This window comes from Pseudomonas sp. 15C (assembly GCF_055484735.1).
Genome location: NZ_JBUDGD010000001.1, coordinates 200,835 through 226,331, shown reverse-complemented (window position 1 = coordinate 226,331; position 25,497 = coordinate 200,835). Strand labels below are relative to the sequence as shown.

Below are 25,497 nucleotides of genomic sequence, written 5' to 3'. Positions count from 1 at the left end.
CATGATCCGGCGGCTGCTGTGGCTGTTGATCGGATTGATACCTGCGCTGGCAACGGCGCAGGACGAGCCGTTGCGCGTGGCTTATCAGGGCGAATTGTTGTCGCTGAGCCAGGCGCAACTGATCGCGCGCGAGCCGTTGCCTCCCTCGCTGGAGGCGCCGCTGGGCAGTCTGTGGAAGTTGTTTGTCTACGCCTGGCTGGTCGACACCGGCGCGCGTGAGCCGGCTTATGAATGTCGCGGGCAGTCGAAAGAAGAAGTCTATTGCTGCACCGCGGGCGGCAGGATCGAGCGCGATCAGGCGTTGGTGAAATCCTGCGGCTTGTATTTTGAACCGGCGCGGTTGGGCATTTCTGCTGCCGACTGGCGCACCTTTTGGCAGGCGCGACAGGCGCCATCGTGGTTGCTGGATCTGCCCTCGGTGCAGCCGGCGCAACGGGTTTCCATCGTGGAGTTGCTCAAGGTGCTGGCCTCGCTGCCGGCGCAGGATCAGGCGCGCCGGGTGTTGCTCGACGTGGTACTGAACGCGGCGGACGGCAATGTCGTCGGTGAACTGGGCGGGCGCTTGCGGGTGAAAACCTGGAGCTGGCTCGGCGATAAGGATCCGCAATCGCGTCAGGGTGGCTTTGCCGGTTGGACGGCCGATGGCGCGCCGGTCTGGGCCGGTGGCCGTGGCACCAGTCAGATGGTCTTGCGCCATTACGGTCAGGCACTGGCGACGGTTTTGCCAGCGGCATGGCCGGTGGACGCAGGGCGTTGTGTTGAAGTCGGGCTGTTCTCAAAGTACCCGCTTGCGAGGGTTTCGGCGGGCGAGCGAACAGTGACTTCCGGTCCGTTACAAGGTGATTACCGTGTTGAATTCGCCAACGGCAACGCGCTGGATATCCACAGCGATGGCGAACTGTTTTTGCTCAACGACAAACTGGTCGCCCGGCTTGATCGCGAAGAATACGTTGCCCGCGTGCTTGAGCGCGAAGCCAAGGCGCAACCGGCCGAAGCCGCCAAAGCTCTCGCCGTGGCGATACGCACTTACCTGCTGCAAAACGCCACGCGCAACGGCGACTGCCTGAGCATCGACGACAGCAGCAACCGCCAACGCGTCGCGCCACGGCCGGCCTCTGCCGAGTCACGAGGCATCGCCGCCTGGACTGCTGATCTGGTCCTTGCCGGCAGCACCGTCACCTATCACTCCGATCAACCCGGCCCGGACAAACTCGCCTGGCAACAAGCCGTCGAACAGGCCAGCGCCGGCCAGCGTTACGACGCGATTCTGCTGCACGCCTATCCGCGCGCCAGCCTCAGCCGCTGGGACAACCCGGTCGCCTCCTGCGAAGCGCTGCCCGCCGCGCAAGACTGGCTGCAAAAACAGCGACGCAGCTGGCGGCCGAAGCTTGCCAGTGAAACCGGCTACAACGAAGTCAGCACTTTTGCCGTATGCAAACTGGCCTTCGGCCGCCCCTTCGTCGACCGCGAACGCCAGCGCATCTACGTGCGCGGCGTCCTGACGCTGCAGGACCGCCTCGACCTGACTCACGAATACCTGCACCTGGCCTTTGAAGCACACCCCAACGGCCAGGACGAAACCTACATCGAAGGGCTCGCCCGTCACCTTTTGCTGGAATAGACCATGACATTCCGTTATCCCCAGGTCTTGCTGCTGCTCTGCACGCTGACCGCGCTGGCGCCGGCCCATGCCGCCGACAGCGTCAAGCTCGACACCCCGGTCAGCGGCTGGCGCAGCGGCGCTCCGGAAGGCGAGGGCGAAAGCTTCCGCCAAACGGTCAACTACCCCGCCTCGTCGGTGAACACCCCGATCGGCCAGGCCAACACCGCGCGCATCAGCGGCGAAATCAAAGCCAGCGCAAAAAACAACCAGCCCGGCCGCCTGATCGTCAACGGCGTCAGCATGCCGCTGAAAATCGACGCCAGCGGCCGCTTCGACCGCCCGTTCTCCTTCCCCAACGGCAGCAACAGCGTCGAAGTGCGCAGCCCCGACGGCCAACAACGCCACCGCACCCAGTTCCTCAACACCCGCGGCGGCGCCACCCCGGCCAAACTGCGCGTACTGCTGGCCTGGGACAGCGACGGCACCGACCTCGACCTGCACCTGATCACCCCCGACGGCGCCCACGTCTGGTACGGCAACCGCGTCGCACCCAATGGCGCGGCCCTCGACGTCGACGTCACCACCGGCTACGGCCCGGAAATCGCCGCCATGCCCGCGCCGATCAAAGGCCAATATCTGGTGTATGTGAATTATTACGGCGGTGGGTATCGCGAGGATGACGAGGGCGGCGATGAGGCGGTGCAGGCGCTGACCACGGCGCAGGTGACGGTGATCACCGAGGAAGGCACGCCGAGTGAGAAGATGGAGACGTTTCTGGTGCCGATGCGGGCGGTGGGGGAGTTGACGTTGGTGAAGTCGTTTAGTTATCCGTGAGGGCATTGGTCCACAGGTTGGAGCAATTCGCTCGGCAGTATCTGGTTACTTAATTCGTGTTCGACGCTCGACTTACAGCTCAGCCAGAATGACCTTTTCCCGTTCAGGAGCGGCGAGGCGATCTTTAACGGTGGCGGTAAGTCGTTCATCTTCATCACTGCTGCGCTTTCCGTCGCACGGGGGCTCGCCAAGTTCGGCAATATGCTTCAGCGCGTCTTCAACGTGAAGCGAGACTATTGGCATTTGTCTACTTCCTGCGAGATTTGGCCCAACGGTAGCCAATGCATTGCGGGATGTACAAGCGAGAAATACGTTTTCAGCCAGTAAATGTGATTTCTTTCAGGCATTAAAAAGCCGGCTTGTGGCCGGCTTCTCGGGGACTGGCTTGGCTTATTTTTGGTAAGCCGCGCCAGCCTTCAAAACGTACATCCGGATCTTGCGTCCGGCTGTGGGACTTGGTCAGACGTTGGTCTGCCACGTCGGGCGTCATCTGAGCCGTGGGAGCGGGTCGATGCGCAAATGTGGGGCGCAGGATACTGAGTTTTGCTTTGGATTCCCAGTCTGAAGTGCGGTTTAGAGCGACTGTAGCCGAACAAATTCTGGATTTGTACCGATTATCGGGGCCTCATCGCGAGCAGGCTCACTCCTACAGGGGGCTATCAGAGGAACGGCACCACCGGCCGGCGCTTGCTCACTGTCGACCACCAGAACACCCAGCCCAATATGTGAATCCTCTGTTCCTCGACCTGTGCCGGGCGGAAGACTTCGTCGGGGTATTCGGCGCTGTTGTGGCTGCGCAGGCGCAGGCCGTTGCCGGGCATGCGGTGCAGGTATTTGATGCGCAGCATGCCGTCGTGTTCGATGGCGTAGATCTCGCCGTCGACGACCTGGGTCAGGCCACGGTCGATGGCGACGATGGAGCCGTCTTCGATGCGGTCGGCCATGCTGTTGCCGATCATGTGGGCGCAGATGGCGTCGTCGGGGCGGACTTCGAGCTGGTCGAGGTGGGCGCGTAGCAGGCGGATCGAGAGGTCCGGGTCCTGGATGACGTGGGTCTTGTCGGAGCTGTCGAGCGGCGTTTCCTTGAAGAAGGCCAGTTCGAGATCGTTGGGGTGGATGAATCGGTAGCTGCCCTGCGGGTCGTTGGCGTCGAAATGGTCGCCATTGCTCGCCGGTGGGCTAAGGCTCGGTGATTCCTTGATGCCTTCGCCGGTTTTCAGCCATTCACTGTTGACGGACAGCAGGCGTGAGACTTCTTCCATGCGATACGCCGGGACGCCCCGGGTGTACCAGTTGTGGACATTTTGGGCTTCCGTGCCCCAGAACTTTGCGAAACCCGTCGTCGAGATGTTCGCAGCTTCCAGGAGTGCCTTGAATCTTGGACCGCTAGTGTTCTTTCTCATAAACACGGAGTCTACGGCCGTGCCAGAGCGGTTTGAATAAACCGCGCGTTCAAAAACGGGCTGAATTTTGCGACGGGATGTAAGGCGCCCTTGTGGGAAATTACACAGCTTAAAACTTTTCTGTAGTCCGCTCTAAACAGCTCGTTTAAGAGAGATTTGAGCGGGCATAAAAAACCCCGGATCAACCGGGGTTTTCTCAAGCATCACGCAGCGAGCCGTCGCTTAGCCTTTGTAGGCGGCAACCGACTTGGTGATCGCTTCGCGGGCGGCGTCTGCGCCGGCCCAGCCTTCGATCTTGACCCATTTGCCCTTTTCGAGATCCTTGTAGTTCGCAAAGAAGTGCTCGATCTGCTGAATCAGCAATGGCGGCAGGTCGGTGTATTCCTTCACGTCGACGTACAGCTGCGACAGCTTGTCGTGTGGCACTGCGATGACTTTGGCATCGCCGCCGCCGTCGTCGGTCATGTTCAGGATGCCGACCGGACGTGCGCGGATCACCGAACCTGGGGCAACCGGGTAAGGGGTCACGACCAGCACGTCAAGGGGATCACCGTCGTCAGCCAGAGTGTTCGGGATGTAACCGTAGTTGGCCGGGTAGAACATTGGGGTGGCCATGAAACGGTCAACGAACAGGCAATCGCTGTCTTTGTCGATTTCGTATTTGATCGGCGCGTGGTTGGCCGGGATCTCGATCGCGACGTAGATGTCGTTCGGCAGGTCTTTGCCAGCCGGAATCTTGCTGTAGCTCATTGGGCGTTGCCCCCGTAGTTGACCAAAAACACTTGGCCGGATTGACCAAAAAGTGGCGGCGATTATAGGCATATTCTGCCGTCGACGCCATGGACCGAAAGTCGTGTGCAGCTTAGTCTTGCGCCTGATAGACCGGGTCTGTGGCCTGAAGTTGCCGCAACCTGCCCAACGGGTCCTGGCGGTAGAAAAGCTGCAACTGCGCGTACACCTGCGGATAGGCCTTGTGCAGCACATCCGGGGCGCTGAAAAAGTATTCACTGGTGACTGCGAAGAACTCCGCCGGGTTCTCCGCGGCGTACGGATCGATGGCGGTTTCGGCATCGGGATCGTGGTCGAGCTGGCGGTTGAGATCGTCGTAGGCCGCCTGCATCGCCTCGGCCCAGTCGCTGACGCGCATGTCGGCGTGCAGCGGCGGCAGGCCGTTGGCGTCGCCGTTGAGCATGTCGAGTTTGTGCGCCAGTTCGTGGATGACCAGGTTGTAGCCTTCCCAGCCACCGCTGGCCATGACGCCCGGCCAGGCGAGAATCACCGGCCCCTGTTGCCAGGCTTCGCCGCTGTGTTCGCCGTCCCACTCATGCTCAATGCCGCTGGCGTCGCGATGGCGTTGCGGGCTGAGGAAGTCGTCGGGGTAGAGGACGATCTCATGAAAGCCTTGATACCAGTTCAAATCACCGAGGTTAAGCAGCGGCAACTGCGCCTGGGCGGCGAGCAGCAGGCGTTGTTCCTGATGCAGTTCGACGCCGGGCAGGGCACTCAGGTGTTTGTCTTCGAGGAACAACACACAGGCGTCGCGCAGCCACTGGTCTTGCGCAGCGCTGAGGCCATCGAGAAAACTCAGGTGATGCCGCACCCGTTGCCAGACATCGTCGGCAATCGGGTGCTTTGCCAGAATGCGTCGGCGACGCCAGGCGCTCAACGACCACATTGATTAATGCGATTGCGCTTTGGTGCCGCCGAAACGGCTGCGCACCACACCGATGATCATCGGCACCAGCGACAGCAGGATGATCGCCACCACCAGCAGCGACAGGTTCTTCTTGATGAACGGCACGTTGCCGAAGAAGTAGCCGAGCGTCACCAGGCCGCCGACCCACAGGATCGTGCCCAGTACGCTGAAGCCGAAAAAGCGTGGGTACGGCATGCGCGCGATGCCGGCAACGAACGGCGCAAACGTACGGATGATCGGCAGGAAACGCGCCATGGTCACGGTCTTGCCGCCGTGCTTGTCGTAGAAGTCGTGGGTTTTTTGCAGGTAGTCGCGGCGGAATATTTTCGAGTTGGGGTTGCTGAACAGCTTTTCCCCGGCCGTACGACCGATCACGTAGTTGGTGCTGTCGCCGAGAATGGCCGCGAGCATCAGCAGACCGCCAAGCAATACCGGGTCCATGCCACCACCCGCCGCCACGGCGCCGGCAATGAACAGCAGCGAGTCGCCCGGCAGGAACGGCATCACCACCAGACCGGTTTCGCAGAAGATCACCAGAAACAGGATGGCGTAGATCCATGGCCCATAGTTGTTCACCAGCAAGTCGAGGTAGACGTCGAGATGCAGGATAAGGTCGAGCGGGTTGAAATCCATGGAGGCACCTGTATGGCGGCCCGACTCGGCAGGCCTGTGCGGATGACTTCGTGTAAGCCTACAGCGGGGTGTAGTTTTTCTTACAAGCCGGAAAGCTCGCGATTATACGGTCTGGCAGGAGGAAAGCGTGTCGGTTTTGTCGCGAGGAGTGTCGCCTGTGATCAATTGTCAGGCAGACCCGACGTGTGGCGAGGGAGCGCGCCCCCTCAGCACCTGGCCGGCGGCGATCAGAGCTCGTCGCTGATCGGCAGCACGTAGTTCTTGAACTCGGTGTCTTCCTTGAATCCGATGGATTCATAGGTTTTTTGTGCCACTTCGTTGTCGGCGCTGGTGGAGACGCGCATGCGCACGGCTTGGGTTTCCTTGGCCATTTTTTTTGCGGTGCGGATCAGATTGTCCGCGACCAATTGCCGACGGGCGTCTTCGGCGACATAGATGTCGTTGAGAATCCACACGCGCTTGAGCGACAGCGAGGAGAAGCTTGGATAGAGCTGACAGAACCCCATGAGTTTCTTGTCGTCATCATCGGCCAGGGCCAGGTAAATCACCGATTCCTTGCGGCGCAGGCGCTTTTCGAGAAAGGCGCGGGAGGAATCCGGGTAAGGCAGGGAACCGTAGAACTCGCGATATTTGACGAACAACGGGGTCAGCAAATCCAGATGTTCGAGGGTCGCTTGAATAATCCGCATGATAGGTCTCGTCTTCAAGTGGCTGTCTTCAACTGCTCTGACGGCGATGGGAAACCCTGGCGGCCGTGCTTCGATCCTGCCTGAAACCAGCGCAGAAAGGCAATGCGGAAACGGTTCAGGCGGGCGGCGGGTCAAGCAGGAAATTACCTTTCATGTTCACCTCATCGTCCGACTCCAGCGTCTGCAGTTGGGCCTCGTCCTTCAAGTTGACCCCCGACAGCTGCCGTCGACAGGCTTCACGCATCAGATACAGCAGGCGATGCGCCGCCATGCCGTAGCTCAATCCCTCGAGGCGGACATTGGAGATGCAATTGCGGTAAGCGTCGGTCAGGCCGACCTTGGGCGCATAGGTGAAGTACAGGCCGAGGCTGTCCGGCGAACTCAGGCCCGGTCGCTCGCCGATCAGCATCACCAGCATTTTCGCCCCGAGCAACTGGCCGATTTCGTCACCGATGGCGACGCGGCCCTGTTCCACCAGCAGCACGGGCGCGAGCGACCAGCCGTCGGCGCTCATCTGTTCTTCCAGGCGCTTGATAAACGGCAAGGTATGTCGATGCACAGCCAAGGCCGACAAGCCGTCCGCGACGACAATCGCCAGATCGACGCCGCACGGATGGGCACTGGCGTAATCACGCAAGGCTTGCGCCGACTCGTCGCTGAGTTTGCGGCCCAGGTCCGGGCGTTGCAGATAAGTGTGGCGATCCGGCGCCGCGCTGTGCAGCAGCAGGCTTTGGCGCCCGCCCTCCTGCAACTGTGCGCTGAGCCCGACATGATCGAACGGCAGGTGCACCGCATCGCGCGCCTGCGCATGGGCAAACTGGAAATCCAGCTGAGCGCTGGTCGGCAGGCTGGTGCCGGTGCGGCCCAGAGCAATGCGTGCCGGGGTCAGGCGGCGTAGTTGCAGCCACGGGTTTTGCGGGTCTACAGGCGGTTTTTCCATGCGAGTCATCCCAATTGCGCCAGCGCCTGGCGGAAGGCCGGCGGCAAATTGTTGCCAAAGCGCACCTTGCCATCGGCTTGCGTGAAGATGCCCATCTTGGCCAGCCACTGCTCGAACTCCGGCGCCGGTTTCAGGCCCAGGGTCTGCCGGGCGTAGAGGGCGTCGTGGAACGAGGTGGTCTGGTAATTGAGCATGATGTCATCGGAGCCGGGGATGCCCATGATGAAGTTGATCCCGGCCACACCCAAGAGCGTCAGCAGGGTGTCCATGTCGTCCTGATCGGCTTCGGCGTGGTTGGTGTAGCAGATGTCGCAGCCCATCGGCACCCCAAGTAACTTGCCGCAGAAATGGTCTTCGAGGCCGGCGCGGATGATTTGCTTGCCGTTGTAGAGGTATTCCGGGCCGATAAATCCTACGACGGTGTTCACCAGAAACGGTTTGAAATGGCGCGCCACGGCGTAGGCTCGCGTCTCGCAGGTCTGCTGATCGACGCCATGGTGGGCGTTGGCCGACAGCGCGCTGCCCTGACCGGTTTCGAAATACATCAGGTTTTGCCCGAGAGTGCCGCGCTTCAGACTCAACCCGGCGTCATAGCCTTCCTGCAACACATTCAGATTGATACCGAAGCTGGCGTTGGCCGCTTCGGTGCCGGCGATCGACTGGAACACCAGATCCAGCGGCACGCCACGGTTGATCGCCTCGATCGAAGTGGTGACGTGGGTCAGTACGCAAGCCTGGGTCGGAATGTCGTAGCGCTGGATGATCGCATCGAGCATTTCCAGCATGGCGCAAATCGAAGCAATGCTGTCGGTGGCCGGGTTGATGCCGATCATCGCGTCGCCGTTGCCGTAGAGCAGGCCGTCGAGAATGCTCGCGGCGATCCCGGACGGTTCATCGGTCGGGTGGTTGGGTTGCAGGCGGGTCGACAGGCGACCTTTCAAGCCGAGGGTGCCGCGGAATTTCGTCACCACGCGGATTTTTTGCGCGACCAGCACCAGATCCTGAATGCGCATGATCTTCGACACGGCCGCGACCATTTCCGGCGTCAGGCCGGGGGCCAGCAGGCGCAGACTGGTTTCGTCGGCGGCGTCGCTGAGCAGCCAGTCGCGAAAGCCACCGACAGTGAAATGGCTGACGACTGCAAAGGCCTGCTTGTCGTGGGTGTCGATGATCAGTCGGGTGATTTCATCGGCTTCGTAGGGAATCAGTGCTTCTTGCAAAAAATGCGTGAGCGGGGTGTCAGCCAGGGCCATTTGTGCGGCGACGCGCTCGCCGTCATTGAGCGCGGCGATTTCGGCGAGAAAATCCCCTGAACGTGCCGGGCTGGCCTTGGCCATGAGGTCTTTGAGGCTGTCGAAGCGGTAGGTCTGCGCGCCGACCGTGTGAGCAAAACTGGTCATTCAGCGTTCTCCGTGACGGCGCAGAACACTCTGCGCCGTGGTTTTCGACAATCAGTGCAAGGCTTGTTCAGCTTTCTGAATCGCCGCGAACTCTTCTTCCGGCGTGCCCGCTACCAAGTGATGCCGACTGTAGAAGGCAAAGTAAGCAATTAACACTCCATAGATGATGGCGGCGCCGATCACCACCCGTGGATCGACGAGGAACCCCGCCACCACGGCGATGCACGCCAGCACCAGCGCCACGCCCGAGGTGAAAATCCCGCCCGGCGTGCGATACGGCCGATCCATTTTGGGGCGGCGGATGCGCAGCGTGATGTGCGCGGCCATCATCAGCACATAGGAAATGGTCGCGCCGAACACCGCCACCAGAATCAGCAGGTCCCCCTGACCGGTCAATGACAGCCCGAAGCCGATAATCCCGGGAATCACCAGCGCCAGCACCGGCGCCTTGCTTTTGTTGGTCTGCGACAGTTTGCGCGGCAGGTAACCGGCCCGCGACAGCGCAAAGATCTGCCGCGAGTAGGCGTAGATGATCGAGAAAAAACTGGCGATCAGCCCGGCCAGGCCGACGAGGTTGACGAAGCTGCCCATCCAGGTCGACCCACCGTAGGCCTTGCTCAGCGCTTCGACCAGCGGATTGCCGGAGGTCAGCAGCGAGTTGGCACCGGCGCCGCCGGGGCCGACGATCAGGATCAGCAGGGCGAACATCAGCAACACCAGCATCGCGCCGATCAAGCCACGCGGCAGGTCGCGTTTGGGATTCTTGGTTTCTTCCGCCGCCAGCGGCACGCCTTCAACGGCGAGAAAAAACCAGATCGCATAGGGAATCGCCGCCCACACGCCAACGTAACCGAACGGCAGGAACGGGCTGGCGCCGGCAGCGGTGGTGACCGGGATGTCGAGCAGGTTGGCGACATCGAAGTGCGGCACCATCGCCACCAGAAACACTCCGAGTGCCAATGCGGCGACGGCGGTGATGATGAACATCAGCTTGAGCGCTTCGCCGACACCGAATATGTGGATGGCAATGAAGATGATGTAGAAGGCCAGATAGATCACCCAGCCACCGATGCCGAACAGCGACTCGCAATAGGCGCCGATGAACACCGCGATGGCGGCGGGCGCAATTGCATATTCGATGAGGATTGCGGTGCCGGTGAGAAACCCGCCCCACGGCCCGAACGCGCTGCGGGCAAAGCCGTAACCGCCGCCGGCGGTGGGGATCATCGAGGACAGTTCGGCGAGGGAGAAGCACATGCACAGGTACATGGTCGCCATCAGGAGCGTGGCGAGAAACATGCCGCCCCAGCCACCCTGGGCGAGGCCGAAGTTCCAGCCGGCGTAGTCGCCGGAGATCACGTAAGCGACGCCGAGGCCCACCAGCAGGACCCAGCCGGCGGCGCCTTTTTTCAGCTCGCGTTGTTGGAAGTAGTCGGTGCCGACTTTTTCGAAGTCGACGGAGGAGCCGGTCGCCGGAGCGCCAGCCGGGGATTCGCTTGGCATAGGGTGCACCTTTCTTATTGTTTTATTGGCCCGGCGGTATCGCCAGGAACCTGATCGTTCCCACGCACAGCAAAGGAATGCCTCAACGGACGCTCCGAGCTCGGCTTCAAAGGGACGCGGAGCGTCCCGGGCTGCATTCCCACGCAGAGCGTGGGAACGATCAGTGCCGCAGGCTTAGAAAAAGCCCAACGGATTGATGTCGTAGCTCACCAGCAGGTTCTTGGTCTGCTGATAGTGGTCGAGCATCATCTTGTGCGTCTCACGGCCGACACCGGACTTCTTGTAACCACCGAACGCGGCGTGCGCCGGGTACAGGTGATAGCAGTTGGTCCACACGCGACCGGCCTTGATCGCCCGGCCCATGCGGTAGGCACGGTTGATGTCGCGGGTCCACAGGCCGGCGCCGAGGCCGAACTCGGTGTCGTTGGCGATCGCCAGGGCTTCGGCTTCGTCCTTGAAGGTGGTGATGCTCACCACCGGACCGAAGATTTCTTCCTGGAACACGCGCATCTTGTTGGTGCCCTTGAGCAGGGTCGGCTGGATGTAGTAACCGGTGGCCAGGCTGCCCTCGAGTTTTTCCACCTTGCCGCCAGTCAGCAGCTCGGCGCCTTCGCCTTTGGCGATTTCCAGGTACGAGAGGATCTTGTCGAATTGCTGCTCGGATGCCTGGGCGCCGACCATGGTGTCGGTGTCGAGCGGGTCGCCACGTTTGATCTGGCTGACCTTCTTCATCACCGCCTGCATGAATTCGTCGTAGATCGATTCCTGCACCAGCGCGCGGGACGGGCAGGTGCACACTTCGCCCTGGTTGAAGAATGCCAGCACCAGACCTTCAGCGGCTTTTTCGATGAAGCTCGGTTCGGCCTGCATGATGTCTTCGAAGAAGATGTTCGGCGACTTGCCGCCCAGTTCCACGGTGGACGGAATGATGTTTTCCGCTGCGCATTTCATGATGTGCGAACCGACCGGGGTCGAGCCGGTGAAGGCGATCTTGGCAATGCGCTTGCTGGTCGCCAGCGCTTCGCCGGCCTCTTTGCCGAAGCCTTGGACGACGTTGAGCACGCCCGGCGGCAGCAGGTCGCCGATCAGCTCCATCAGCACGCAGATGCCCAGCGGAGTTTGCTCGGCGGGCTTGAGTACCACGCAGTTACCGGCGGCCAGCGCAGGCGCCAGTTTCCACGCGGCCATCAGCAGCGGGAAGTTCCACGGGATGATCTGGCCGACCACGCCCAGTGGTTCATGAATGTGATAAGCCACGGTGTTGCCGTCGATTTCCGCAGCGCTGCCTTCCTGCGCGCGCAGGCAGCCGGCGAAGTAGCGGAAGTGGTCGGCGGCCAGCGGAATGTCGGCGTTGAGGGTTTCGCGGATGGCTTTGCCGTTGTCCCAGGTTTCGGTGATCGCCAGCAGTTCGAGGTTGGCTTCTATGCGGTCGGCGATTTTCAGCAGGATCAGCGAGCGCGCCTGCACCGAAGTCGCGCCCCACGCGTCAGCGGCGGCGTGGGCGGCGTCCAGCGCCTTGTCGATGTCTTCGGCGGTGGAGCGGGGGAATTCGGCGATCGGCTGACCATTCACTGGCGAGGTATTGGTGAAGTACTGACCTTTGACCGGCGCAACGAATTCGCCGCCGATGTAGTTACCGTACTTGCTCTTGAACGAGACTTTGGCGCCGTCAGTACCGGGGTGAGCGTAACGCATGATGATGTTCTCCTTGGCTTTGTACTTATTAGAGAAACGCGCAAGTGCGCTTGCTATAAGCGTAGAGCAAGGGCCGGGCCATTGCCGTGCAGCTCAGGCAAATCAAGGCCTTGCACGGTTTGTCTCGGACGAGCGGGGCGCTGCTGTGAGGGTTTCGATACAGCTGCAGAGACATTTTGTACCGTTTCTGGCACAGCGGTGACCGGCCGGTCTTGCCAGCATTGCAATGCACCGGTGGCTGGAGGATGCTGGGCGTCACCTCAGCATTGGGCCGTAGCGCCTCGGGGAGAACAATAAGAAATGCACGACAACCATTTGAGTCGCCATGCCCGCCAGGTCCTCACCGCCACCCAGGGCAAAGCGCATTTGCACGGCCCCGGTGCCGACCCGTCGATCGCGCGCTCCTGGCTGCGGTGTCTGCAGGACTATCACCTCGACCCGGCCCTGAGCATGGCGCCGACCGTGCTCGAACACGGGCGCGTGCTGGAAAGCCGCGAACGTCTGCAGCAGGTGCTGCAAATCGCCGGTACGGAAATGAGCAGCCTGCATCAACAGCTTTCCGGCGCTGGCCACGCGGTGCTGTTGACCGATGCGCGGGGGGTGATCCTCAACTGCGTCACCGCGCCGGCTGAACGCAAGATTTTCGAACGCGCCGGCCTCTGGCTCGGCGCCGACTGGAGCGAAGCCTGCGAAGGCACCAACGGCATCGGCACCTGCCTGGTCGAGCGTCAGGCGCTGACCATTCATCAAGACGAACACTTTCGCGGCCGCCACACCGGCCTGACCTGCTCGGCGAGCCCGGTGTTCGACCCGCACGGTGAATTGCTCGCCGTGCTCGATGTGTCTTCGGCGCGCCATGACGTTTCGCGCCAGAGCCAGTTCCACACCATGGCGCTGGTCAATCTGTCGGCGAAGATGATCGAGAGTTGCTACTTCCTGCGCTGTTTCGATAACCAATGGTTGCTGCGCTTTCATCTGCAGGCCGAGTCGGTCGGGCTGTTCAGCGAAGGCTTGCTGGCGTTCGATGGGGAAGGGCGGATCAGCGCAGTCAACCAGAGCGCGCTGAATCTGCTTGGGCATATTCGCGGCGGCTTGCTGGGCAAACCGGTGGAAGCGTTTTTCGATTGTTCACTCGATGATTTGCTCGCTCGCGCCAGCGCCAATGCCAGCGCCAGTTGGCCGCTGCGCACCCGCGACGGCCGGCATTTGTTTGCGGTACTGCGCGGCGAATCACGCAAACCGCTGCCGAACCCGGCCCCGGCGAAAATCAGCGAAGCGCCGCGCCTGCCCGGCATCTGCCTCGGTGATGAGGCGCTGCAAGCGAGTTTCCGCAAAGCCCTGCGTGTGTTCGAACGCGATGTGCCGCTGCTGATCAACGGTGAAACCGGCACCGGCAAGGAAGCCTTCGCCAAGGCTGTGCATCAGGCCAGCCAGCGCTCGGGCAAAGCCTTCGTCGCGCTCAATTGCGCGGCGATCCCGGAGAGCCTGATCGAGAGCGAACTGTTTGGCTATCGCGGCGGCAGCTTCACCGGCGCACGCAAGGACGGCATGCGTGGCAAGTTGCAGCAGGCCGATGGCGGCACCCTGTTTCTCGATGAAATCGGCGACATGCCGCTGGCTCTGCAGACCCGTTTGCTGCGGGTGCTGGAAGATCGCCAGGTGGTGCCGCTCGGCGGTGAACCAGAGACGGTCAATGTGCGAATCATCAGCGCCACCCACCGCAATCTGCTCGAGCGGGTCGAGGACGGCAGTTTTCGCGAGGATTTGTATTACCGCTTGAACGGGCTGGAAGTGGCGTTGCCGGCATTGCGTGAGCGCAGTGACAAGGCGCAGTTGCTGGATTTTCTGCTGGCCGAGGAGGCGGGCGGTGAGGCGGTTGCGATTGAAGAGCCGGCGCGTCAGGCGTTGCTGGCGTTCGACTGGCCGGGCAATGTCCGGCAGTTGCGCAATGTGCTGCGCACGTTGGCGGCGCTGTGTGATGAGGGGCGGGTCGGGGTTGAGGATCTGCCCGGGATGATTCGGCAGGTGCGGCCAGTGGTTGTGGCGCAGGAGTCTTGTGAGCGACCGCTGGAAGATGCCGAACGTTCTGCGTTGCTGAATGCGTTAGAGCAGACCCGCTGGCACATGACCCGTACCGCGGAACAACTGGGCGTGAGTCGAAACACGCTTTATAGAAAGCTGCGCAAGCACGGGATTGAGCGGCGTGTCAGCTAGAAGCCCCCTCACCCTAGCCCTCTCCCGGAGGGAGAGGGGACTGACCGCGCTGTTCTGGTGATTTACGCCGACCTGATTAATCGAGCCGAACTCACTATTTGAATGCGACAAAGATCGGCCCCCTCTCCCTCGGGAGAGGGCTGGGGTGAGGGGCCGCAATCTCCAGCCGAACCCAAATTGCCTGTGCGCCCAATAAGCTAAAGAGTGCCATTTCCCCCTCCCTACGCTAACCTGCGGCCATGTTTTACGAGGTCGACTATGCACATTCATATTCTGGGTATCTGCGGGACTTTCATGGGCTCGATGGCGGTGTTGGCCAAAGAGCTGGGCCATCATGTGACCGGCTCCGACGCCAACGTCTATCCACCGATGAGCACACAGCTTGAGGCCCAGGGCATTCAGCTGACTCAAGGCTACGACCCGGCGCAGCTCGATCCGGCGCCGGATCTGGTGGTGATCGGCAATGCCATGTCCCGTGGCAACCCGGCGGTGGAATACGTGTTGAACAAAGGCCTGCCGTACGTCTCCGGCCCGCAATGGCTGGCCGATCATGTGCTGCAAGGTCGTTGGGTGCTGGCCGTCGCCGGTACCCACGGCAAAACCACCACCAGCAGCATGCTCGCCTGGGTGCTGGAACACGCCGGCATGAGCCCGGGCTTCCTGATCGGCGGCGTGCCGCAGAACTTCTCGGTGTCGGCGCGGCTGGGCGGTACGCCGTTCTTTGTGATCGAGGCCGATGAATACGACAGTGCATTTTTCGACAAGCGCTCGAAGTTCGTCCATTACCGCCCACGCACTGCAATCCTGAACAACCTTGAGTTCGATCACGCTGACATCTTCCCGGATTTGCCGGCGATCGAGCGGCAATTCCATCACTTGGTACGCACCATCCCGAGCGAAGGTCTGGTCATTCATCCGACCACCGAGCCGGCGTTGCAGCGGGTGATCGAGATGGGTTGCTGGACCCCGGTGCAGACCACTGGTGCCGGCGGTCAGTGGCAGGTCAAACTGCTCAGCGAAGACGGTTCGGCGTTCGAAGTGATATTCGAAGGCGTGTCGCAGGGCACCGTCGAATGGGAGTTGACTGGCCAACACAACGTCGCCAACGCCCTGGCGGCGCTGGCAGCAGCGCGGCATGTCGGAGTGGTGCCGTCGATGGGCATTGCCGGGCTGAGCGCGTTCAAGAACGTCAAACGCCGCATGGAGAAGGTCGCTGAAGTTCGCGGCATCACCATTTATGACGACTTTGCCCACCACCCGACCGCGATCGCTACCACTCTCGATGGCCTGCGCAAGCGCATCGGCGACGCACCGCTGATCGCGATCATTGAGCCGCGCTCCAATTCGATGAAGCTCGGCGCGCACCGTGACGGTTTGCCGGACAGCGTGGTCGATGCCGATCAGGTGATCTGGTACGCCCCGGCCAACCTTGGCTGGGACCTGGCCGCGACCGCCGCGCTGTGCACGGTACCGTCGATTGTCAGCGATTCGCTGGAAGGCATCATCGAGCGTGTGAAGAGCCAGGCGCAGCCCGGCACACACGTAGTGATCATGAGCAACGGCGGCTTTGGTGGCCTGCACGGCAAACTCGCCGAGGCGCTGCAATGAACGGTTTTTCCCGGAACGGTGGCCCGGAACGCATCACGCTGGCGATGACCGGTGCGTCCGGCGCGCAGTACGGTTTGCGCCTGCTCGATTGTCTGGTGCGTGAAGATCGCGAAGTGCACTTCCTGATCTCCAAGGCTGCGCAATTGGTGATGGCCACCGAGACCGATGTGTCGCTGCCGGCCAAGCCGCAGATGATGCAGGCGTTTCTCACCGAATACACCGGAGCGGCCGCCGGGCAGATTCGCGTGTACGGCAAGGAAGACTGGATGTCGCCGGTCGCCTCCGGCTCCGGTGCGCCGGCAGCAATGGTCGTGGTGCCGTGCTCGACCGGCACGCTGTCGGCCATTGCGACCGGCGCCTGCAACAACCTGATCGAGCGCGCCGCCGACGTCACGTTGAAAGAGCGCCGCCAGTTGATTCTGGTGCCGCGCGAGGCGCCGTATTCGAGCATTCATCTGGAGCACATGCTCAAGCTGTCGAACATGGGCGTGACGATTCTGCCGGCGTCGCCGGGTTTCTACCATCAGCCGCAGACCATCGATGACCTGATCGATTTCGTCGTGGCGCGCATTCTCAATTTGCTCGGCATCCCGCAAGACATGCTGCCGCGTTGGGGCGAGCATCACCTGAGCAGCGATGAATAAGCTGCTGGCGCTGGTGCTGGTCGTGCAACTGAGCGGCTGCGCCACGGCGCGGACGCTGGACGCGGCCAAGCCGGGTGCGCCGGTGGTCTACTCCGGAACGCGACTGGATTGGTATGCGCTCAATGGCGGCTGTTGCGCGAAAGACCGCTTCGGTGCTGAGGCGCCGAGCTATCCAGGGGTGGACCTGCCGGCCAGTGCTCTGCTCGATACGCTGTTGTTGCCGTTGTCATTGCTAACGGTTATCGGCGTTGGATTTCAAGCGACCGGCGGATTGTAGGGGAGTGCTGCGCACTCCATCGCCAGCAGGCTGGCTCCCACAGGTTTTCTGGTTGCCCAGAAAAGCTGGAGTCACTGAGAATCAGTGTGGGAGCCAGCCTGCTGGCGATAGCGATATCCGGTTATTTGCCGAGCTTGCGCAACTCATCCGACTCGACCACCCGCACCCCATCCTGCTCTTCCAGCGCCAGCCGCCACATCGCTCGCGCCAACTGGCAGGCTTCGATGCCGCGGTACTTACCTGGAATCAGCTTGGACAACGGCCCGGCCAGTTGCTCGGCCAGACGCGGCTCGACTCGTTCACCCAGCAGTAATGAAGGCCGGCAGATGGTCAGTTGCGGCCAGTCCTGCGCGCGCAGTGCCTGCTCCATTTCGCCTTTGACCCGGTTGTAGAACACCGAGGATTTCGGATCGGCGCCAATCGCACTGATCACGATCAGATGCCGCGCGCCCATCTCCCGCGCGCGTTTGGCGAACGCCACGACCATGTCCAGATCCACCGCGCGAAAGGCTTCTTCCGAGCCCGCCTGCTTGATGGTGGTGCCGAGGCAGCAATAGGCGATATCGACGCGCCCGCTCAGTTGCGGCAGAAACACCTGCGGATCGCCGACCGGGTTTTCCAGGTGCGGATGTTCCGCCAGGGGGCGACGCGAAGGAGCGAGCACGCGTGAAATCGTCGGTTCGTTGAGCAAACGATCGAGTAGATGTTCACCGGTCAGTCCGGTGGCTCCGGCAAGCAATACGTGCTGAGGCGTCAAGTACATAGTGTCTCTCCCTTGATACTGTTCAGCTTAGTTGCCTTTTGTCGCCCCGTCGTTCAACGCAGCACTTTGCAACGCTTTACGGGCCTGCTGTTTGCGCAGCAGCTGCCAGTGCGACAACACGGTTTTCGGCGCCCAGATCTGCGGCTCCGAGGCTTCGAAACCGTCCGCCAGTTCGCGCTCGGCAACGGTGGCCTTGGCCAGTTTGAAGGCCTGCTCCAGATCGTCGGTCTGGTTCAGCGCCTGGGCGAACAGCGCGTCACCAAAGTAGGTGAAATTGGCTTCTTCGGAACAGCCGAACGACACCCGGTCGGCGCGCGAGGCGGTCATGATCAGGGTGCGTTCGTCTTTCAGCGCTGGAATGAAACCGCCGGAGTAGCACGACGAAATCACGATGATCTTGTCACGGTGCTTCAGTGGCGCCAGCACCGCAGCGAGTTCGTCGGCGGGCAGGTCGGCCAGCTCCATGCGTGGCTGATCGAGCACCAGCTCATGCTCGGCGGTGCCGTGGCTGGTCAGGTAGATGAACAGCAAGTCTTCCGGGCCACTGCGTTCGGCCAAGGCTTGCGCGGCCCGGCGCAGGTTTTCGCGGGTGGCCATCGGCCGGTCGCCGAGGTGGTCGCGGTGGTTGACCAGACGAATCTGGCCGAAGGCACCAAAACGCGTATTGAGCATATTGGCGACGAAGTCGGACTCGCGCAGAAACACACTTTGCTTGCCATCGCCGCCGAGGGTCAGGGTGTACAGCTCCACGGCCGGAGTCGAGGCGGGAATTGCCGTCAGTGCTTCGTCGAGCAAACGACCTTGGGCGAGCAGACCGAGTTCAAGGGTATCGGGCAGCAGTTTGCCGTCGGCGTCGCGCACGCGCTGGCCGTTGATCCAGGTGCCGCTGAGCACGCTGCCATCGGTCAGTACCAGGGTGCCGCGCCCCGAATAGCTGTCGTTGTCGAAACCGCCGATGTAGAAGCTGCCGTCAGACAGGTTCAAGCGGCCCTGACCGGTGAAGCGCCAATCATTGAATACGCCGATGTAATGGCTGCCGTCGGCGCCGATCAGTTCGCCCTTGCCGGTCAGCGCGCCTTCCTTGAACTGGCCGAGCCAGACATCGCCGTCGGCGTTTTCGTAGCGGCCCTTGCCGTGCAATTGATTGTTCTTGAACCCGCCGACATAGATGTCGCCATCGGCGCTGTTGAAGGTGCCGTTGCCTTCGAGTTGGCCGTTGACGAAATGCCCGGTGAACGAGTTGCCGCTGGCATCGCCGCGCTGGCCTTCACCGTTGGGTTTGCCGTGGGCGAACTGGCCCTGATAGGAGCTGCCGTCCTCCATTTCCAGACGGCCGAGCCCCGAATACTGGTCGGCACGGAATTCGCCACGGTAGGTCATGCCGTTTTCTTTCAGCGTGCCTTCGCCGTCGCGCCGGCCCTGTTTGAAGCCGCCGGTGTAGCTGCTGGCGTTGGTGGTCAGGCTGCCCTGACCGTCGAACAGCCCCTGCGCAAACTGGCCGCGATAGACCTCGCCGTTGCTGCCGTGCCATTCGCCCTGACCATGCCACTGGCCCTTGTCGAACTGCCCGGCGTACCAGCTGCCATTGGGGTAGTCGACGCGACCCTGGCCTTGCAGCAAGCCATCGACCAGTTCGCCGCGATAACGTCCGCCGTCCGGCAGGCGCGCATCCGGTGGCAACAGCGATTCGCCGTCGCCGCAAGCGGTGAGCATCAGGGTCAAGGCAAGGGGTGCAAGACAAGCAAGTGAGCGCATAGCGGGATCCGGGCAATTAGGCGACCGAGTATGCCGCAGCTATGCGTCGCATATATAGAGAGGTGACGCGAAACAGCGTGCGCTGCTTCGCATCCGGAACGATCAGACGAAGCAGAGCGACAGGGGTTCGGCAATATAGGCCGGTTTCTCTGAGCCCTCTATCTCGAGGGTCGCGATAGCCTTGAGCAACCACTGGCCGGGCTTTTTCTCGGTCACTTCAACCAGATCGACCTTCAATCGGACTTTCGAGTCGACCTTCACCGGCTGGATGAACCGCACGCTGTCCAGGCCATAGTTGACCACCATCTTCACACCTTCCGGCAGCACCAGAATGTCTTCCATCAGTTTGGGCATCAGCGACAGCGACAGGAAACCGTGGGCGATGGTGCTGCCAAAAGGCGTTTGCGCGGCTTTGACCGGGTCGACGTGGATGAACTGATAATCACCGGTGGCTTCGGCGAACAGGTTGATGCGCTCCTGATCGATGGTGAGCCATTCGGAACGTCCGAGTTCCTTGCCGACATGATCTTTGAGCTCTGCAACGGGAACATAGGGCATTGAGACTCTCCTTGGGTTCATCGGTTTTATTGTTTTTCAGGTGGGGGATTTGACCGCCCTGCGAACCACTGTAGATCATCACGGCGATTTGCTGCGGTCAACCGACCATGCTTTTGGCGAATGCCGATCCATAGCGCAGGCGTGCTTATAATGCAGGCGACTTGCGCGGAGAGATGTCTGATGTTGCTACGTGGCCTGACCCTGCTGGTGCTGTTTCAATTGCTCGGCACGGCGCTTAATCATTTGCTGTTGCCGGTGCTGCCGGGGCCGATCATCGGTCTGCTGCTGTTGCTGGCGTTCCTGATCATTCGCGGTGAAGTCGGTGAGCCGCTGAACCTCGCCGCTGGCAGCCTGCTGCGTTACCTGCCGTTGCTGCTGGTGCCGCCAGCGGTGGGTGTGATGGTTTATGCCGCGGCGATTGCGGCGGATTTCTGGGCGATCGTCGGCGCGCTGGTGCTGTCGCTGATCCTGTCGATGGCCTTTGCTGGTGTGCTGATGCAGCGCCTGGTCAAACGCCACGCGCCGCCGGCGGAGGGGTCCTGATGCTGTTCGATTGGCAAGGTGCCTGGGCGTCGGTCATTCATCATCCGCTGTTTGGCATCGGCATCACCCTCGGTGCCTATCAACTGGTGCTGGCAGCGTTCGAGAAAACCCGCTGGATCTTTCTGCAGCCGGTGCTGGTCTCCATGTTGCTGGTGATCGGTGTGCTGGTCGGTTGTGGCGTGACGTACGCCGAGTACCGCAAGAGCACCGAGATCCTGAGCATCCTGCTCGGCCCGGCGACGGTGGCGCTGGCGGTGCCGCTGTATCTGAATTTGCGGCGCATTCGGCAATTGTTCTGGCCGATTTTTACTACGCTGGTGATAGGCGGGGTGGTGGCGACTGGCATGGGCGTGGCGCTGGGTTGGTGGTTCGGCGCCGAGCACATGATTCTGATGACCATGGCGCCGAAGTCGGTGACCTCGCCGATTGCCATGCTGGTAGCCGAGCAGATCGGAGGCGTCGCGGCGCTGGCGGCGGTGTTCGTGCTGATCACCGGGGTTATCGGGGCGATCTTCGGCCCGGCACTGCTGACCCGTCTCGGCGTGCACAGCCCGGAGGCGCGCGGCATGGCACTGGGCATGACGGCCCACGCGGTTGGCACCTCGGTGGCGTTGCAGGAAAGTGATGAGTGCGGCGCCTTCGCGGCGCTGGCGATGAGTCTGATGGGCGTGGCCACGGCGGTGTTCCTGCCGTTGGCGGTGTCGATGGTGGTGTAAGGAAATGTCTATGAGTCTGCCGCTTTTCCCGCTGAACACGGTGTTGTTCCCCGGCTGCAACCTCGATTTGCAGATCTTCGAGGCGCGCTACCTCGACATGATCGGCCGCTGCATGAAACAGGGCGTGGGCTTCGGCGTGGTGTGCATTCTTGAGGGCAGCGAGGTCGGCGTCGCGCCGCAAGGGTTTGCCCTGGTCGGGTGCGAGGCGCGCATTACCGATTTCCAGCAGCAGGAGAACGGCTTGCTCGGTATTCGCGTGCAGGGTGGCCGCCGATTCACGGTATTGCGCACCGAAGTACAGCGCGATCAGCTGATCCTCGCCGACGTCGAGTGGCTCGATGATGAGCCCGAGCAACCCTTGCAGGACGAGGACGCCGATCTGGTCGCGCTGCTCAAGGCGCTGGCGGAGCACCCGATGGTCGAAGCGCTCGACATGGGCACCGACGCTGCCGGCCAGCAATCGCTGGCCAATCAACTGGCCTATCTGTTGCCGTTCGCTGAAGAAGACAAGATCGACCTGCTGCAACTCGACGATCCCCAGCAGCGGCTGGACGCGATCCAGGCCTTGCTCGATGAGTTGCAAGGCGAGTTGTTCGCCTAGTCGTTCATCTGGTTGTACTTTGAATCAACTCATCGCGTCTGCCAGCATTGTTGCACTGATGACCTTGTCTTACTTTCAAGTGGCCCGCAGGACGCGGGTAACTTGAATAAGAACAAGAAAGAAGTCATGACTGTATATGAAGACGAATGGGTATTCTGGGACGATATTGCCGGCAAGTATATTTTGAAACATGCCGAGATCGACCATAACGTCAATAATGTGATTGAAGCGGCATCGACGTATGCCAATCGCATGGTGATTGCCCGACGTAAACGAAAATCGGCAAAAGTACCGGCAGGGGATAGCCCTCGGATGTCTGCATCCGCCTCGACCATAATGGCAGCCGCCGCTGTTTGAAGACTTTTCCTTTTTCGATATTGCCTGTCGTGGGTATAGCCGACGGCGGGATGCTTACAGGTGCAAACCATGTCCATAGCCAAAGTAAACAGCAAAACATTCAACGCGCATCTCTATCTGAATGGAGGCTTCACGTCAGTAAGAAAACGCGCCATTCATCATGGAATGAATGGCGCTTTATCTTACGTTCGGTAATGTTCGGCGACTGGCCAGGTTACGTCGTTGGAAAAAGTATCTCGGCCTTTTGGCAAGTTCAATACAACGCCGCCGGAACGGGCGATTTCATCTATCAATCCGTCATAGGCATTGTTGCCATATTGATCGTAATCGTCGGTACCTGACCACGTGGCTTTTTCGATAGCCTGCGCGCTATCGCCGGCCTGTAGAAAAATATCCTCGACTCTCGCCGCGTGGCGCAGGTCCGAGCTCACCAGCCAGATCCGCTCGGCGCTGATTCCGCGTGTCGGCATTGATATCCGACCTTCGAGTCTGTCGCCATCAAAATCCATGTTGTTCAGGTACATGTTTTCCACTCGAGGGACGACTTCGATGTTGCGAGTGTCGATGACATAAATAAAGCCAAGATGCTGGTCGCGCCGCAGCAAGGGATAGTCGCGCGATTCGTCCATCTGGAACGATGTGTCGGACTCTTCACCCGAGCTGTGTCTGAATCCGCTTGAGGAGTCGCTATCGGAAAAATGCCCTGGGTAGCGGTTGGCCTGGCTGTTGTAATGCCGAGGGTTGGAGTAGTAATCGAACCCCATGTAAGTCAGGGCATTACTCACACCGAATGTCGCACTGAATGCCCGCTTGGTCGTGGAGTCAGACGGGTTGCCGCGCAATTTCACCAGGCGTTTGTCTCGCGCCAGTTCAAAAGGCGTTCGCAAATCGGCGCGGAACATTGCCGGAATGTCTGTCCGGTAGAGGTAATCGTGCTGATTGCGTTTGTATCCGGCGTATTCAAGATAATCATTCAGGAACTTTTGGTCATAGCGTTGGGCGATGGGAGGCAAATCGTAATCATAGTTCTCGCCTTCCTCTCGCAGTCTCAGGCTGAAGTGTTCAAGCTCCTTTGCAATCTGCGCAAACCTTGTGTCGTCCGACGTGCTCTGGGTCAAGCGCTTATGCTGTTCGGCCCACTCGGGAAACGTTCCATGCTCCATTTCCAGGCGCAGCCGATTTTGTTGAGCGATGCTCAGGTTGTAGCTGCGCAGAATCTCCGTTCGTTCTTTTTGGGATTTGTCCGGAAAGGACCATCTTAGTGAGTCGGTCAGAAATTTATGGGTGTCCGGTTCATTGAAGCGGGTAGCCCAGTCGGGGGCTTTTCCGGCGGCTTCTGCTTCGCTGCGGAACGCCAGCGCCCGCGCGCCCTCCAGGCGGTAAGTGCTCCAGATTTCGCCATCACTCCAATGCGCCAGTTTGACGGGTATCGAGACGTCTCCCCTTGCTTCAGTTGGATCGACTCGTATCAGACGGCGATTTTCGTCGACAAACGCCAGACCTGCATTTTTCTTCACAACCTGACGTTCGAACCATTTGCCAGCTGGGCCCGAGTGCTCGATCAGCAGGATTTTCTCGACCGAATAATATCCACGGCTGTCGGCGACATGAGACTGGGTGTACTGCATGGGATCATAGTATTCATGCGGTTTGTTCAAGCTCCAGTTCTTGCTCTCGCCGATTCGATAAAGCGGTGGCCCCGAAGCCTCTCGCTCGGTCGGCAGCTTGGCGCGATAAGCCTTCATCATTTCGTGATACACGACCATCACTGTCTGTATGGCGCTTGTTGCGTCGTCGCTGACATCAGCAAACTTTCTGCCTTTGTAGGTCCGCAGCCCGTCAGCATCGTGAGCGGAGAGCCCGGTCAAAGCGTTTTGTCGATAAGGCTCCAGTGGCGAGGAGCGGACGGGCGCGGGTGGCTCGACGATTTCGCTCATTCGTGTGACCGTGATGGCAGTCTCTCCCCGCAGTGCTTCGTCACTCGTCCCGTCGGCGCTACGCCGCGGCGTATCATCCATTGCTTCCGAGCGATTGCGGCCAGAGAAGTGGAAATCCATGTCAACAGGGCGGTCAATAGCAGGACGAGGCGTTGACGGGCCAGGTATATCAGGCGTTGGCGAGGGGCGCAGAGGGCCAGTGTTCTTACGCATAAAGGTTCATTCCTTTGTGTAGGTCAGCCATCCACTGGCTGAACGGGGTTATGGATGCAACAGATACAAATCAGGGTCTGTAATGCTCCGGCACCGGCCAGACGACATCGTCGGCGAACGTACTGTTGCCTTTGGGCAGGGTCAGGATCACGCCTTCAGTCCCGGCAATTTCGTCAATCAACCGGTCGTAGACGCTGGTCCCGTAAAAGATGTCGTAACTCTGCGAGACCGTCCCGTCCCAGGTCGCCTGCTCGATGGCTTCAGCGCGATCGCCCGCCATGGCCAATACATCCTGAACCCTGGCAGCCTTGCTGAGATCCGAATGAACCAGCCAGATTCGCTCTGCACTGGGCATCGAGATATGTCCTTCCATGTGGTCATAAATACCAACGCTGGAAGAACTGTTGAGAACATCGTTCTCAGCGAGCGGGACGACTTCGATGCCTCGTGTGTCGATGGCGTAGACGAAACTCATGGTCTGGTGGGTGCGCTTTGCTTCATAGCCCTTAGTCTCGTCAAACACGAACGAACTTTCCGAATCGGACTCATCACCGAAGCGCCTTCCTTCCGAGCCATCGTCCGTGCCGCCGCTCCAATGTCGTTCCCGTTGGCCATCCGGTAGCACCTCGCCCGGGTAGCGATTGGCCTGAGTGTTGTACTTCAATGCGTTGTGGTAACCACCCTTGCTGACTGCATAATCTGTGGCCTTGTACAGGCCGAACGTCGCGCTGAAGGCTCTTTTGGTCGTTGAGCCGGTATCGTTGCCCTTGCGATGAATCATCCTCCCGTCTCTGGCCAACTCGAACGGCAGCCGTGTTTCGCCCCTGCGCGTGCCCGTCTTTGGTCGCATGGTTTCAATCTCCTTCCTTAAAAAAAACAGCCGGTCCGTTGGCTGAGTGTTACGAACGCCGACGC

Annotated in this window: 25 protein-coding genes; 10 read left to right on the top strand and 15 right to left on the bottom strand. The window is 60.7% G+C overall.

Features of this window, described 5'->3' with window-relative positions; translation table 11 throughout:
• Window position 1 precedes the first annotated feature (1 nt).
• On the top strand, window positions 2-1,621 hold the full coding sequence (locus tag ACYYKW_RS01080) for a DUF2300 domain-containing protein (RefSeq protein WP_464989216.1): 1,620 nt from the start codon (window positions 2-4) through the stop codon (window positions 1,619-1,621).
• A 3-nt stretch (window positions 1,622-1,624) separates the two neighbouring features.
• A complete protein-coding gene (locus ACYYKW_RS01075) occupies window positions 1,625-2,437 on the top strand; it encodes a YfaP family protein (protein ID WP_090286675.1) in 813 nt (270 codons plus the stop codon).
• Window positions 2,438-2,509: 72 nt separating this feature from the next.
• Here ACYYKW_RS01075 and ACYYKW_RS01070 read toward each other — a convergent pair whose 3' ends face one another.
• The 10 genes from ACYYKW_RS01070 to exaC all read right to left on the bottom strand — a co-directional run bounded on the left by ACYYKW_RS01070 (window position 2,510) and on the right by exaC (window position 12,396).
• Complete coding sequence (locus ACYYKW_RS01070; RefSeq protein WP_464989215.1) at window positions 2,510-2,680, bottom strand: hypothetical protein; 171 nt, start codon at window positions 2,678-2,680, stop codon at window positions 2,510-2,512.
• Between the two features lie 416 nt (window positions 2,681-3,096).
• On the bottom strand, window positions 3,097-3,840 hold the full coding sequence (locus ACYYKW_RS01065; protein WP_093097955.1) for a S24 family peptidase: 744 nt from the start codon (window positions 3,838-3,840) through the stop codon (window positions 3,097-3,099).
• Between the two features lie 222 nt (window positions 3,841-4,062).
• The gene (ppa, locus tag ACYYKW_RS01060; protein ID WP_003205933.1) at window positions 4,063-4,590 is read right to left on the bottom strand and encodes an inorganic diphosphatase; all 528 of its coding nucleotides are present in this window, start codon (window positions 4,588-4,590) and stop codon (window positions 4,063-4,065) included.
• Window positions 4,591-4,702: 112 nt separating this feature from the next.
• On the bottom strand, window positions 4,703-5,515 hold the full coding sequence (locus tag ACYYKW_RS01055; protein WP_464989214.1) for a M90 family metallopeptidase: 813 nt from the start codon (window positions 5,513-5,515) through the stop codon (window positions 4,703-4,705).
• A 3-nt stretch (window positions 5,516-5,518) separates the two neighbouring features.
• A complete protein-coding gene (locus ACYYKW_RS01050; protein WP_093097959.1) occupies window positions 5,519-6,169 on the bottom strand; it encodes a DedA family protein in 651 nt (216 codons plus the stop codon).
• Between the two features lie 227 nt (window positions 6,170-6,396).
• Window positions 6,397-6,858 carry a GNAT family N-acetyltransferase gene (locus ACYYKW_RS01045; protein WP_007958617.1) on the bottom strand — a complete coding sequence of 154 codons (462 nt, stop codon included), beginning with the start codon at window positions 6,856-6,858 and terminating at the stop codon, window positions 6,397-6,399.
• 115 nt (window positions 6,859-6,973) lie between these two features.
• Window positions 6,974-7,798 (bottom strand): ethanolamine ammonia-lyase subunit EutC, encoded by an 825-nt coding sequence (gene eutC, locus ACYYKW_RS01040; protein WP_093106448.1) that lies wholly within the window; start codon window positions 7,796-7,798, stop codon window positions 6,974-6,976.
• A 5-nt stretch (window positions 7,799-7,803) separates the two neighbouring features.
• The gene (locus tag ACYYKW_RS01035; protein ID WP_464989213.1) at window positions 7,804-9,198 is read right to left on the bottom strand and encodes an ethanolamine ammonia-lyase subunit EutB; all 1,395 of its coding nucleotides are present in this window, start codon (window positions 9,196-9,198) and stop codon (window positions 7,804-7,806) included.
• 51 nt (window positions 9,199-9,249) lie between these two features.
• On the bottom strand, window positions 9,250-10,701 hold the full coding sequence (gene eat / locus ACYYKW_RS01030) for an ethanolamine permease (RefSeq protein WP_203419635.1): 1,452 nt from the start codon (window positions 10,699-10,701) through the stop codon (window positions 9,250-9,252).
• Window positions 10,702-10,875: 174 nt separating this feature from the next.
• Window positions 10,876-12,396 (bottom strand): acetaldehyde dehydrogenase ExaC, encoded by a 1,521-nt coding sequence (exaC, locus tag ACYYKW_RS01025; RefSeq protein ID WP_090286659.1) that lies wholly within the window; start codon window positions 12,394-12,396, stop codon window positions 10,876-10,878.
• A 300-nt stretch (window positions 12,397-12,696) separates the two neighbouring features.
• Here exaC and ACYYKW_RS01020 point away from each other — a divergent pair, with 300 nt between their 5' ends.
• The 4 genes from ACYYKW_RS01020 to ACYYKW_RS01005 all read left to right on the top strand — a co-directional run bounded on the left by ACYYKW_RS01020 (window position 12,697) and on the right by ACYYKW_RS01005 (window position 17,139).
• The gene (locus ACYYKW_RS01020) at window positions 12,697-14,610 is read left to right on the top strand and encodes a sigma-54-dependent Fis family transcriptional regulator (protein ID WP_464989212.1); all 1,914 of its coding nucleotides are present in this window, start codon (window positions 12,697-12,699) and stop codon (window positions 14,608-14,610) included.
• 258 nt (window positions 14,611-14,868) lie between these two features.
• Window positions 14,869-16,218 (top strand): UDP-N-acetylmuramate:L-alanyl-gamma-D-glutamyl-meso-diaminopimelate ligase, encoded by a 1,350-nt coding sequence (gene mpl, locus ACYYKW_RS01015; RefSeq protein ID WP_093097968.1) that lies wholly within the window; start codon window positions 14,869-14,871, stop codon window positions 16,216-16,218.
• A complete protein-coding gene (gene ubiX / locus ACYYKW_RS01010; RefSeq protein ID WP_090286653.1) occupies window positions 16,215-16,862 on the top strand; it encodes a flavin prenyltransferase UbiX in 648 nt (215 codons plus the stop codon). The genes mpl and ubiX overlap by 4 nt, the downstream gene beginning before the upstream one ends.
• Entirely contained in the window at window positions 16,855-17,139 is a 285-nt protein-coding gene (locus tag ACYYKW_RS01005) for a YceK/YidQ family lipoprotein (RefSeq protein WP_336356071.1), read from the top strand. Before ubiX ends, ACYYKW_RS01005 begins: the two co-directional genes overlap by 8 nt.
• A 121-nt stretch (window positions 17,140-17,260) precedes the next feature.
• Here the strand turns inward: ACYYKW_RS01005 and ACYYKW_RS01000 are convergent, their stop codons facing one another.
• From ACYYKW_RS01000 to ACYYKW_RS00990, 3 genes are all read right to left on the bottom strand, one after another.
• Window positions 17,261-17,902 carry an oxidoreductase gene (locus ACYYKW_RS01000; RefSeq protein ID WP_090286649.1) on the bottom strand — a complete coding sequence of 214 codons (642 nt, stop codon included), beginning with the start codon at window positions 17,900-17,902 and terminating at the stop codon, window positions 17,261-17,263.
• Window positions 17,903-17,929: 27 nt separating this feature from the next.
• Window positions 17,930-19,657 carry a C13 family peptidase gene (locus tag ACYYKW_RS00995; protein ID WP_093097980.1) on the bottom strand — a complete coding sequence of 576 codons (1,728 nt, stop codon included), beginning with the start codon at window positions 19,655-19,657 and terminating at the stop codon, window positions 17,930-17,932.
• 102 nt (window positions 19,658-19,759) lie between these two features.
• Entirely contained in the window at window positions 19,760-20,215 is a 456-nt protein-coding gene (locus tag ACYYKW_RS00990) for a MaoC family dehydratase (protein ID WP_090286645.1), read from the bottom strand.
• Between the two features lie 180 nt (window positions 20,216-20,395).
• On the opposite strand from ACYYKW_RS00990, the gene ACYYKW_RS00985 reads away from it, so the two are divergent.
• The 4 genes from ACYYKW_RS00985 to ACYYKW_RS00970 all read left to right on the top strand — a co-directional run bounded on the left by ACYYKW_RS00985 (window position 20,396) and on the right by ACYYKW_RS00970 (window position 22,432).
• Complete coding sequence (locus ACYYKW_RS00985) at window positions 20,396-20,758, top strand: CidA/LrgA family protein (RefSeq protein ID WP_093097982.1); 363 nt, start codon at window positions 20,396-20,398, stop codon at window positions 20,756-20,758.
• Window positions 20,758-21,474 carry an LrgB family protein gene (locus ACYYKW_RS00980; protein WP_093097985.1) on the top strand — a complete coding sequence of 239 codons (717 nt, stop codon included), beginning with the start codon at window positions 20,758-20,760 and terminating at the stop codon, window positions 21,472-21,474. The genes ACYYKW_RS00985 and ACYYKW_RS00980 overlap by 1 nt, the downstream gene beginning before the upstream one ends.
• Window positions 21,475-21,484: 10 nt before the next feature.
• On the top strand, window positions 21,485-22,075 hold the full coding sequence (locus ACYYKW_RS00975; protein ID WP_093097988.1) for an LON peptidase substrate-binding domain-containing protein: 591 nt from the start codon (window positions 21,485-21,487) through the stop codon (window positions 22,073-22,075).
• A 102-nt stretch (window positions 22,076-22,177) separates the two neighbouring features.
• Window positions 22,178-22,432, top strand: a complete 255-nt coding sequence (locus ACYYKW_RS00970; protein WP_157720819.1) for a hypothetical protein — start codon at window positions 22,178-22,180, stop codon at window positions 22,430-22,432.
• A 182-nt stretch (window positions 22,433-22,614) separates the two neighbouring features.
• Here ACYYKW_RS00970 and ACYYKW_RS00965 read toward each other — a convergent pair whose 3' ends face one another.
• Together ACYYKW_RS00965 and ACYYKW_RS00960 are read right to left on the bottom strand one after the other, a co-directional pair.
• The gene (locus ACYYKW_RS00965; protein ID WP_093097994.1) at window positions 22,615-24,582 is read right to left on the bottom strand and encodes a hypothetical protein; all 1,968 of its coding nucleotides are present in this window, start codon (window positions 24,580-24,582) and stop codon (window positions 22,615-22,617) included.
• Window positions 24,583-24,652: 70 nt separating this feature from the next.
• Window positions 24,653-25,432 (bottom strand): hypothetical protein, encoded by a 780-nt coding sequence (locus tag ACYYKW_RS00960; protein WP_464989211.1) that lies wholly within the window; start codon window positions 25,430-25,432, stop codon window positions 24,653-24,655.
• Between the last annotated feature and the right edge of the window lie 65 nt (window positions 25,433-25,497).

Excerpts from the sequence above, each read along its gene's own strand:
- ACYYKW_RS00975 (WP_093097988.1), top strand. The coding sequence starts at position 21,485 with ATGAGTCTGCCGCTTTTCCCGCTGAACACGGTGTTGTTCCCCGGCTGC.
- ubiX (WP_090286653.1), top strand. The coding sequence starts at position 16,215 with ATGAACGGTTTTTCCCGGAACGGTGGCCCGGAACGCATCACGCTGGCG.
- ACYYKW_RS00965 (WP_093097994.1), bottom strand. The coding sequence starts at position 24,582 with ATGCGTAAGAACACTGGCCCTCTGCGCCCCTCGCCAACGCCTGATATA.
- eat (WP_203419635.1), bottom strand. The coding sequence starts at position 10,701 with ATGCCAAGCGAATCCCCGGCTGGCGCTCCGGCGACCGGCTCCTCCGTC.
- ACYYKW_RS00980 (WP_093097985.1), top strand. The coding sequence starts at position 20,758 with ATGCTGTTCGATTGGCAAGGTGCCTGGGCGTCGGTCATTCATCATCCG.
- ACYYKW_RS00985 (WP_093097982.1), top strand. The coding sequence starts at position 20,396 with ATGTTGCTACGTGGCCTGACCCTGCTGGTGCTGTTTCAATTGCTCGGC.
- ACYYKW_RS01045 (WP_007958617.1), bottom strand. The coding sequence starts at position 6,858 with ATGCGGATTATTCAAGCGACCCTCGAACATCTGGATTTGCTGACCCCG.
- eutC (WP_093106448.1), bottom strand. The coding sequence starts at position 7,798 with ATGGAAAAACCGCCTGTAGACCCGCAAAACCCGTGGCTGCAACTACGC.
- ppa (WP_003205933.1), bottom strand. The coding sequence starts at position 4,590 with ATGAGCTACAGCAAGATTCCGGCTGGCAAAGACCTGCCGAACGACATC.
- ACYYKW_RS01065 (WP_093097955.1), bottom strand. The coding sequence starts at position 3,840 with ATGAGAAAGAACACTAGCGGTCCAAGATTCAAGGCACTCCTGGAAGCT.
- ACYYKW_RS00995 (WP_093097980.1), bottom strand. The coding sequence starts at position 19,657 with ATGCGCTCACTTGCTTGTCTTGCACCCCTTGCCTTGACCCTGATGCTC.
- ACYYKW_RS01050 (WP_093097959.1), bottom strand. The coding sequence starts at position 6,169 with ATGGATTTCAACCCGCTCGACCTTATCCTGCATCTCGACGTCTACCTC.
- ACYYKW_RS00960 (WP_464989211.1), bottom strand. The coding sequence starts at position 25,432 with ATGCGACCAAAGACGGGCACGCGCAGGGGCGAAACACGGCTGCCGTTC.
- mpl (WP_093097968.1), top strand. The coding sequence starts at position 14,869 with ATGCACATTCATATTCTGGGTATCTGCGGGACTTTCATGGGCTCGATG.
- ACYYKW_RS01005 (WP_336356071.1), top strand. The coding sequence starts at position 16,855 with ATGAATAAGCTGCTGGCGCTGGTGCTGGTCGTGCAACTGAGCGGCTGC.
- ACYYKW_RS01000 (WP_090286649.1), bottom strand. The coding sequence starts at position 17,902 with ATGTACTTGACGCCTCAGCACGTATTGCTTGCCGGAGCCACCGGACTG.
- ACYYKW_RS01035 (WP_464989213.1), bottom strand. The coding sequence starts at position 9,198 with ATGACCAGTTTTGCTCACACGGTCGGCGCGCAGACCTACCGCTTCGAC.
- ACYYKW_RS00990 (WP_090286645.1), bottom strand. The coding sequence starts at position 20,215 with ATGCCCTATGTTCCCGTTGCAGAGCTCAAAGATCATGTCGGCAAGGAA.
- ACYYKW_RS01075 (WP_090286675.1), top strand. The coding sequence starts at position 1,625 with ATGACATTCCGTTATCCCCAGGTCTTGCTGCTGCTCTGCACGCTGACC.
- ACYYKW_RS01070 (WP_464989215.1), bottom strand. The coding sequence starts at position 2,680 with ATGCCAATAGTCTCGCTTCACGTTGAAGACGCGCTGAAGCATATTGCC.
- ACYYKW_RS01080 (WP_464989216.1), top strand. The coding sequence starts at position 2 with ATGATCCGGCGGCTGCTGTGGCTGTTGATCGGATTGATACCTGCGCTG.
- exaC (WP_090286659.1), bottom strand. The coding sequence starts at position 12,396 with ATGCGTTACGCTCACCCCGGTACTGACGGCGCCAAAGTCTCGTTCAAG.
- ACYYKW_RS01055 (WP_464989214.1), bottom strand. The coding sequence starts at position 5,515 with ATGTGGTCGTTGAGCGCCTGGCGTCGCCGACGCATTCTGGCAAAGCAC.
- ACYYKW_RS01020 (WP_464989212.1), top strand. The coding sequence starts at position 12,697 with ATGCACGACAACCATTTGAGTCGCCATGCCCGCCAGGTCCTCACCGCC.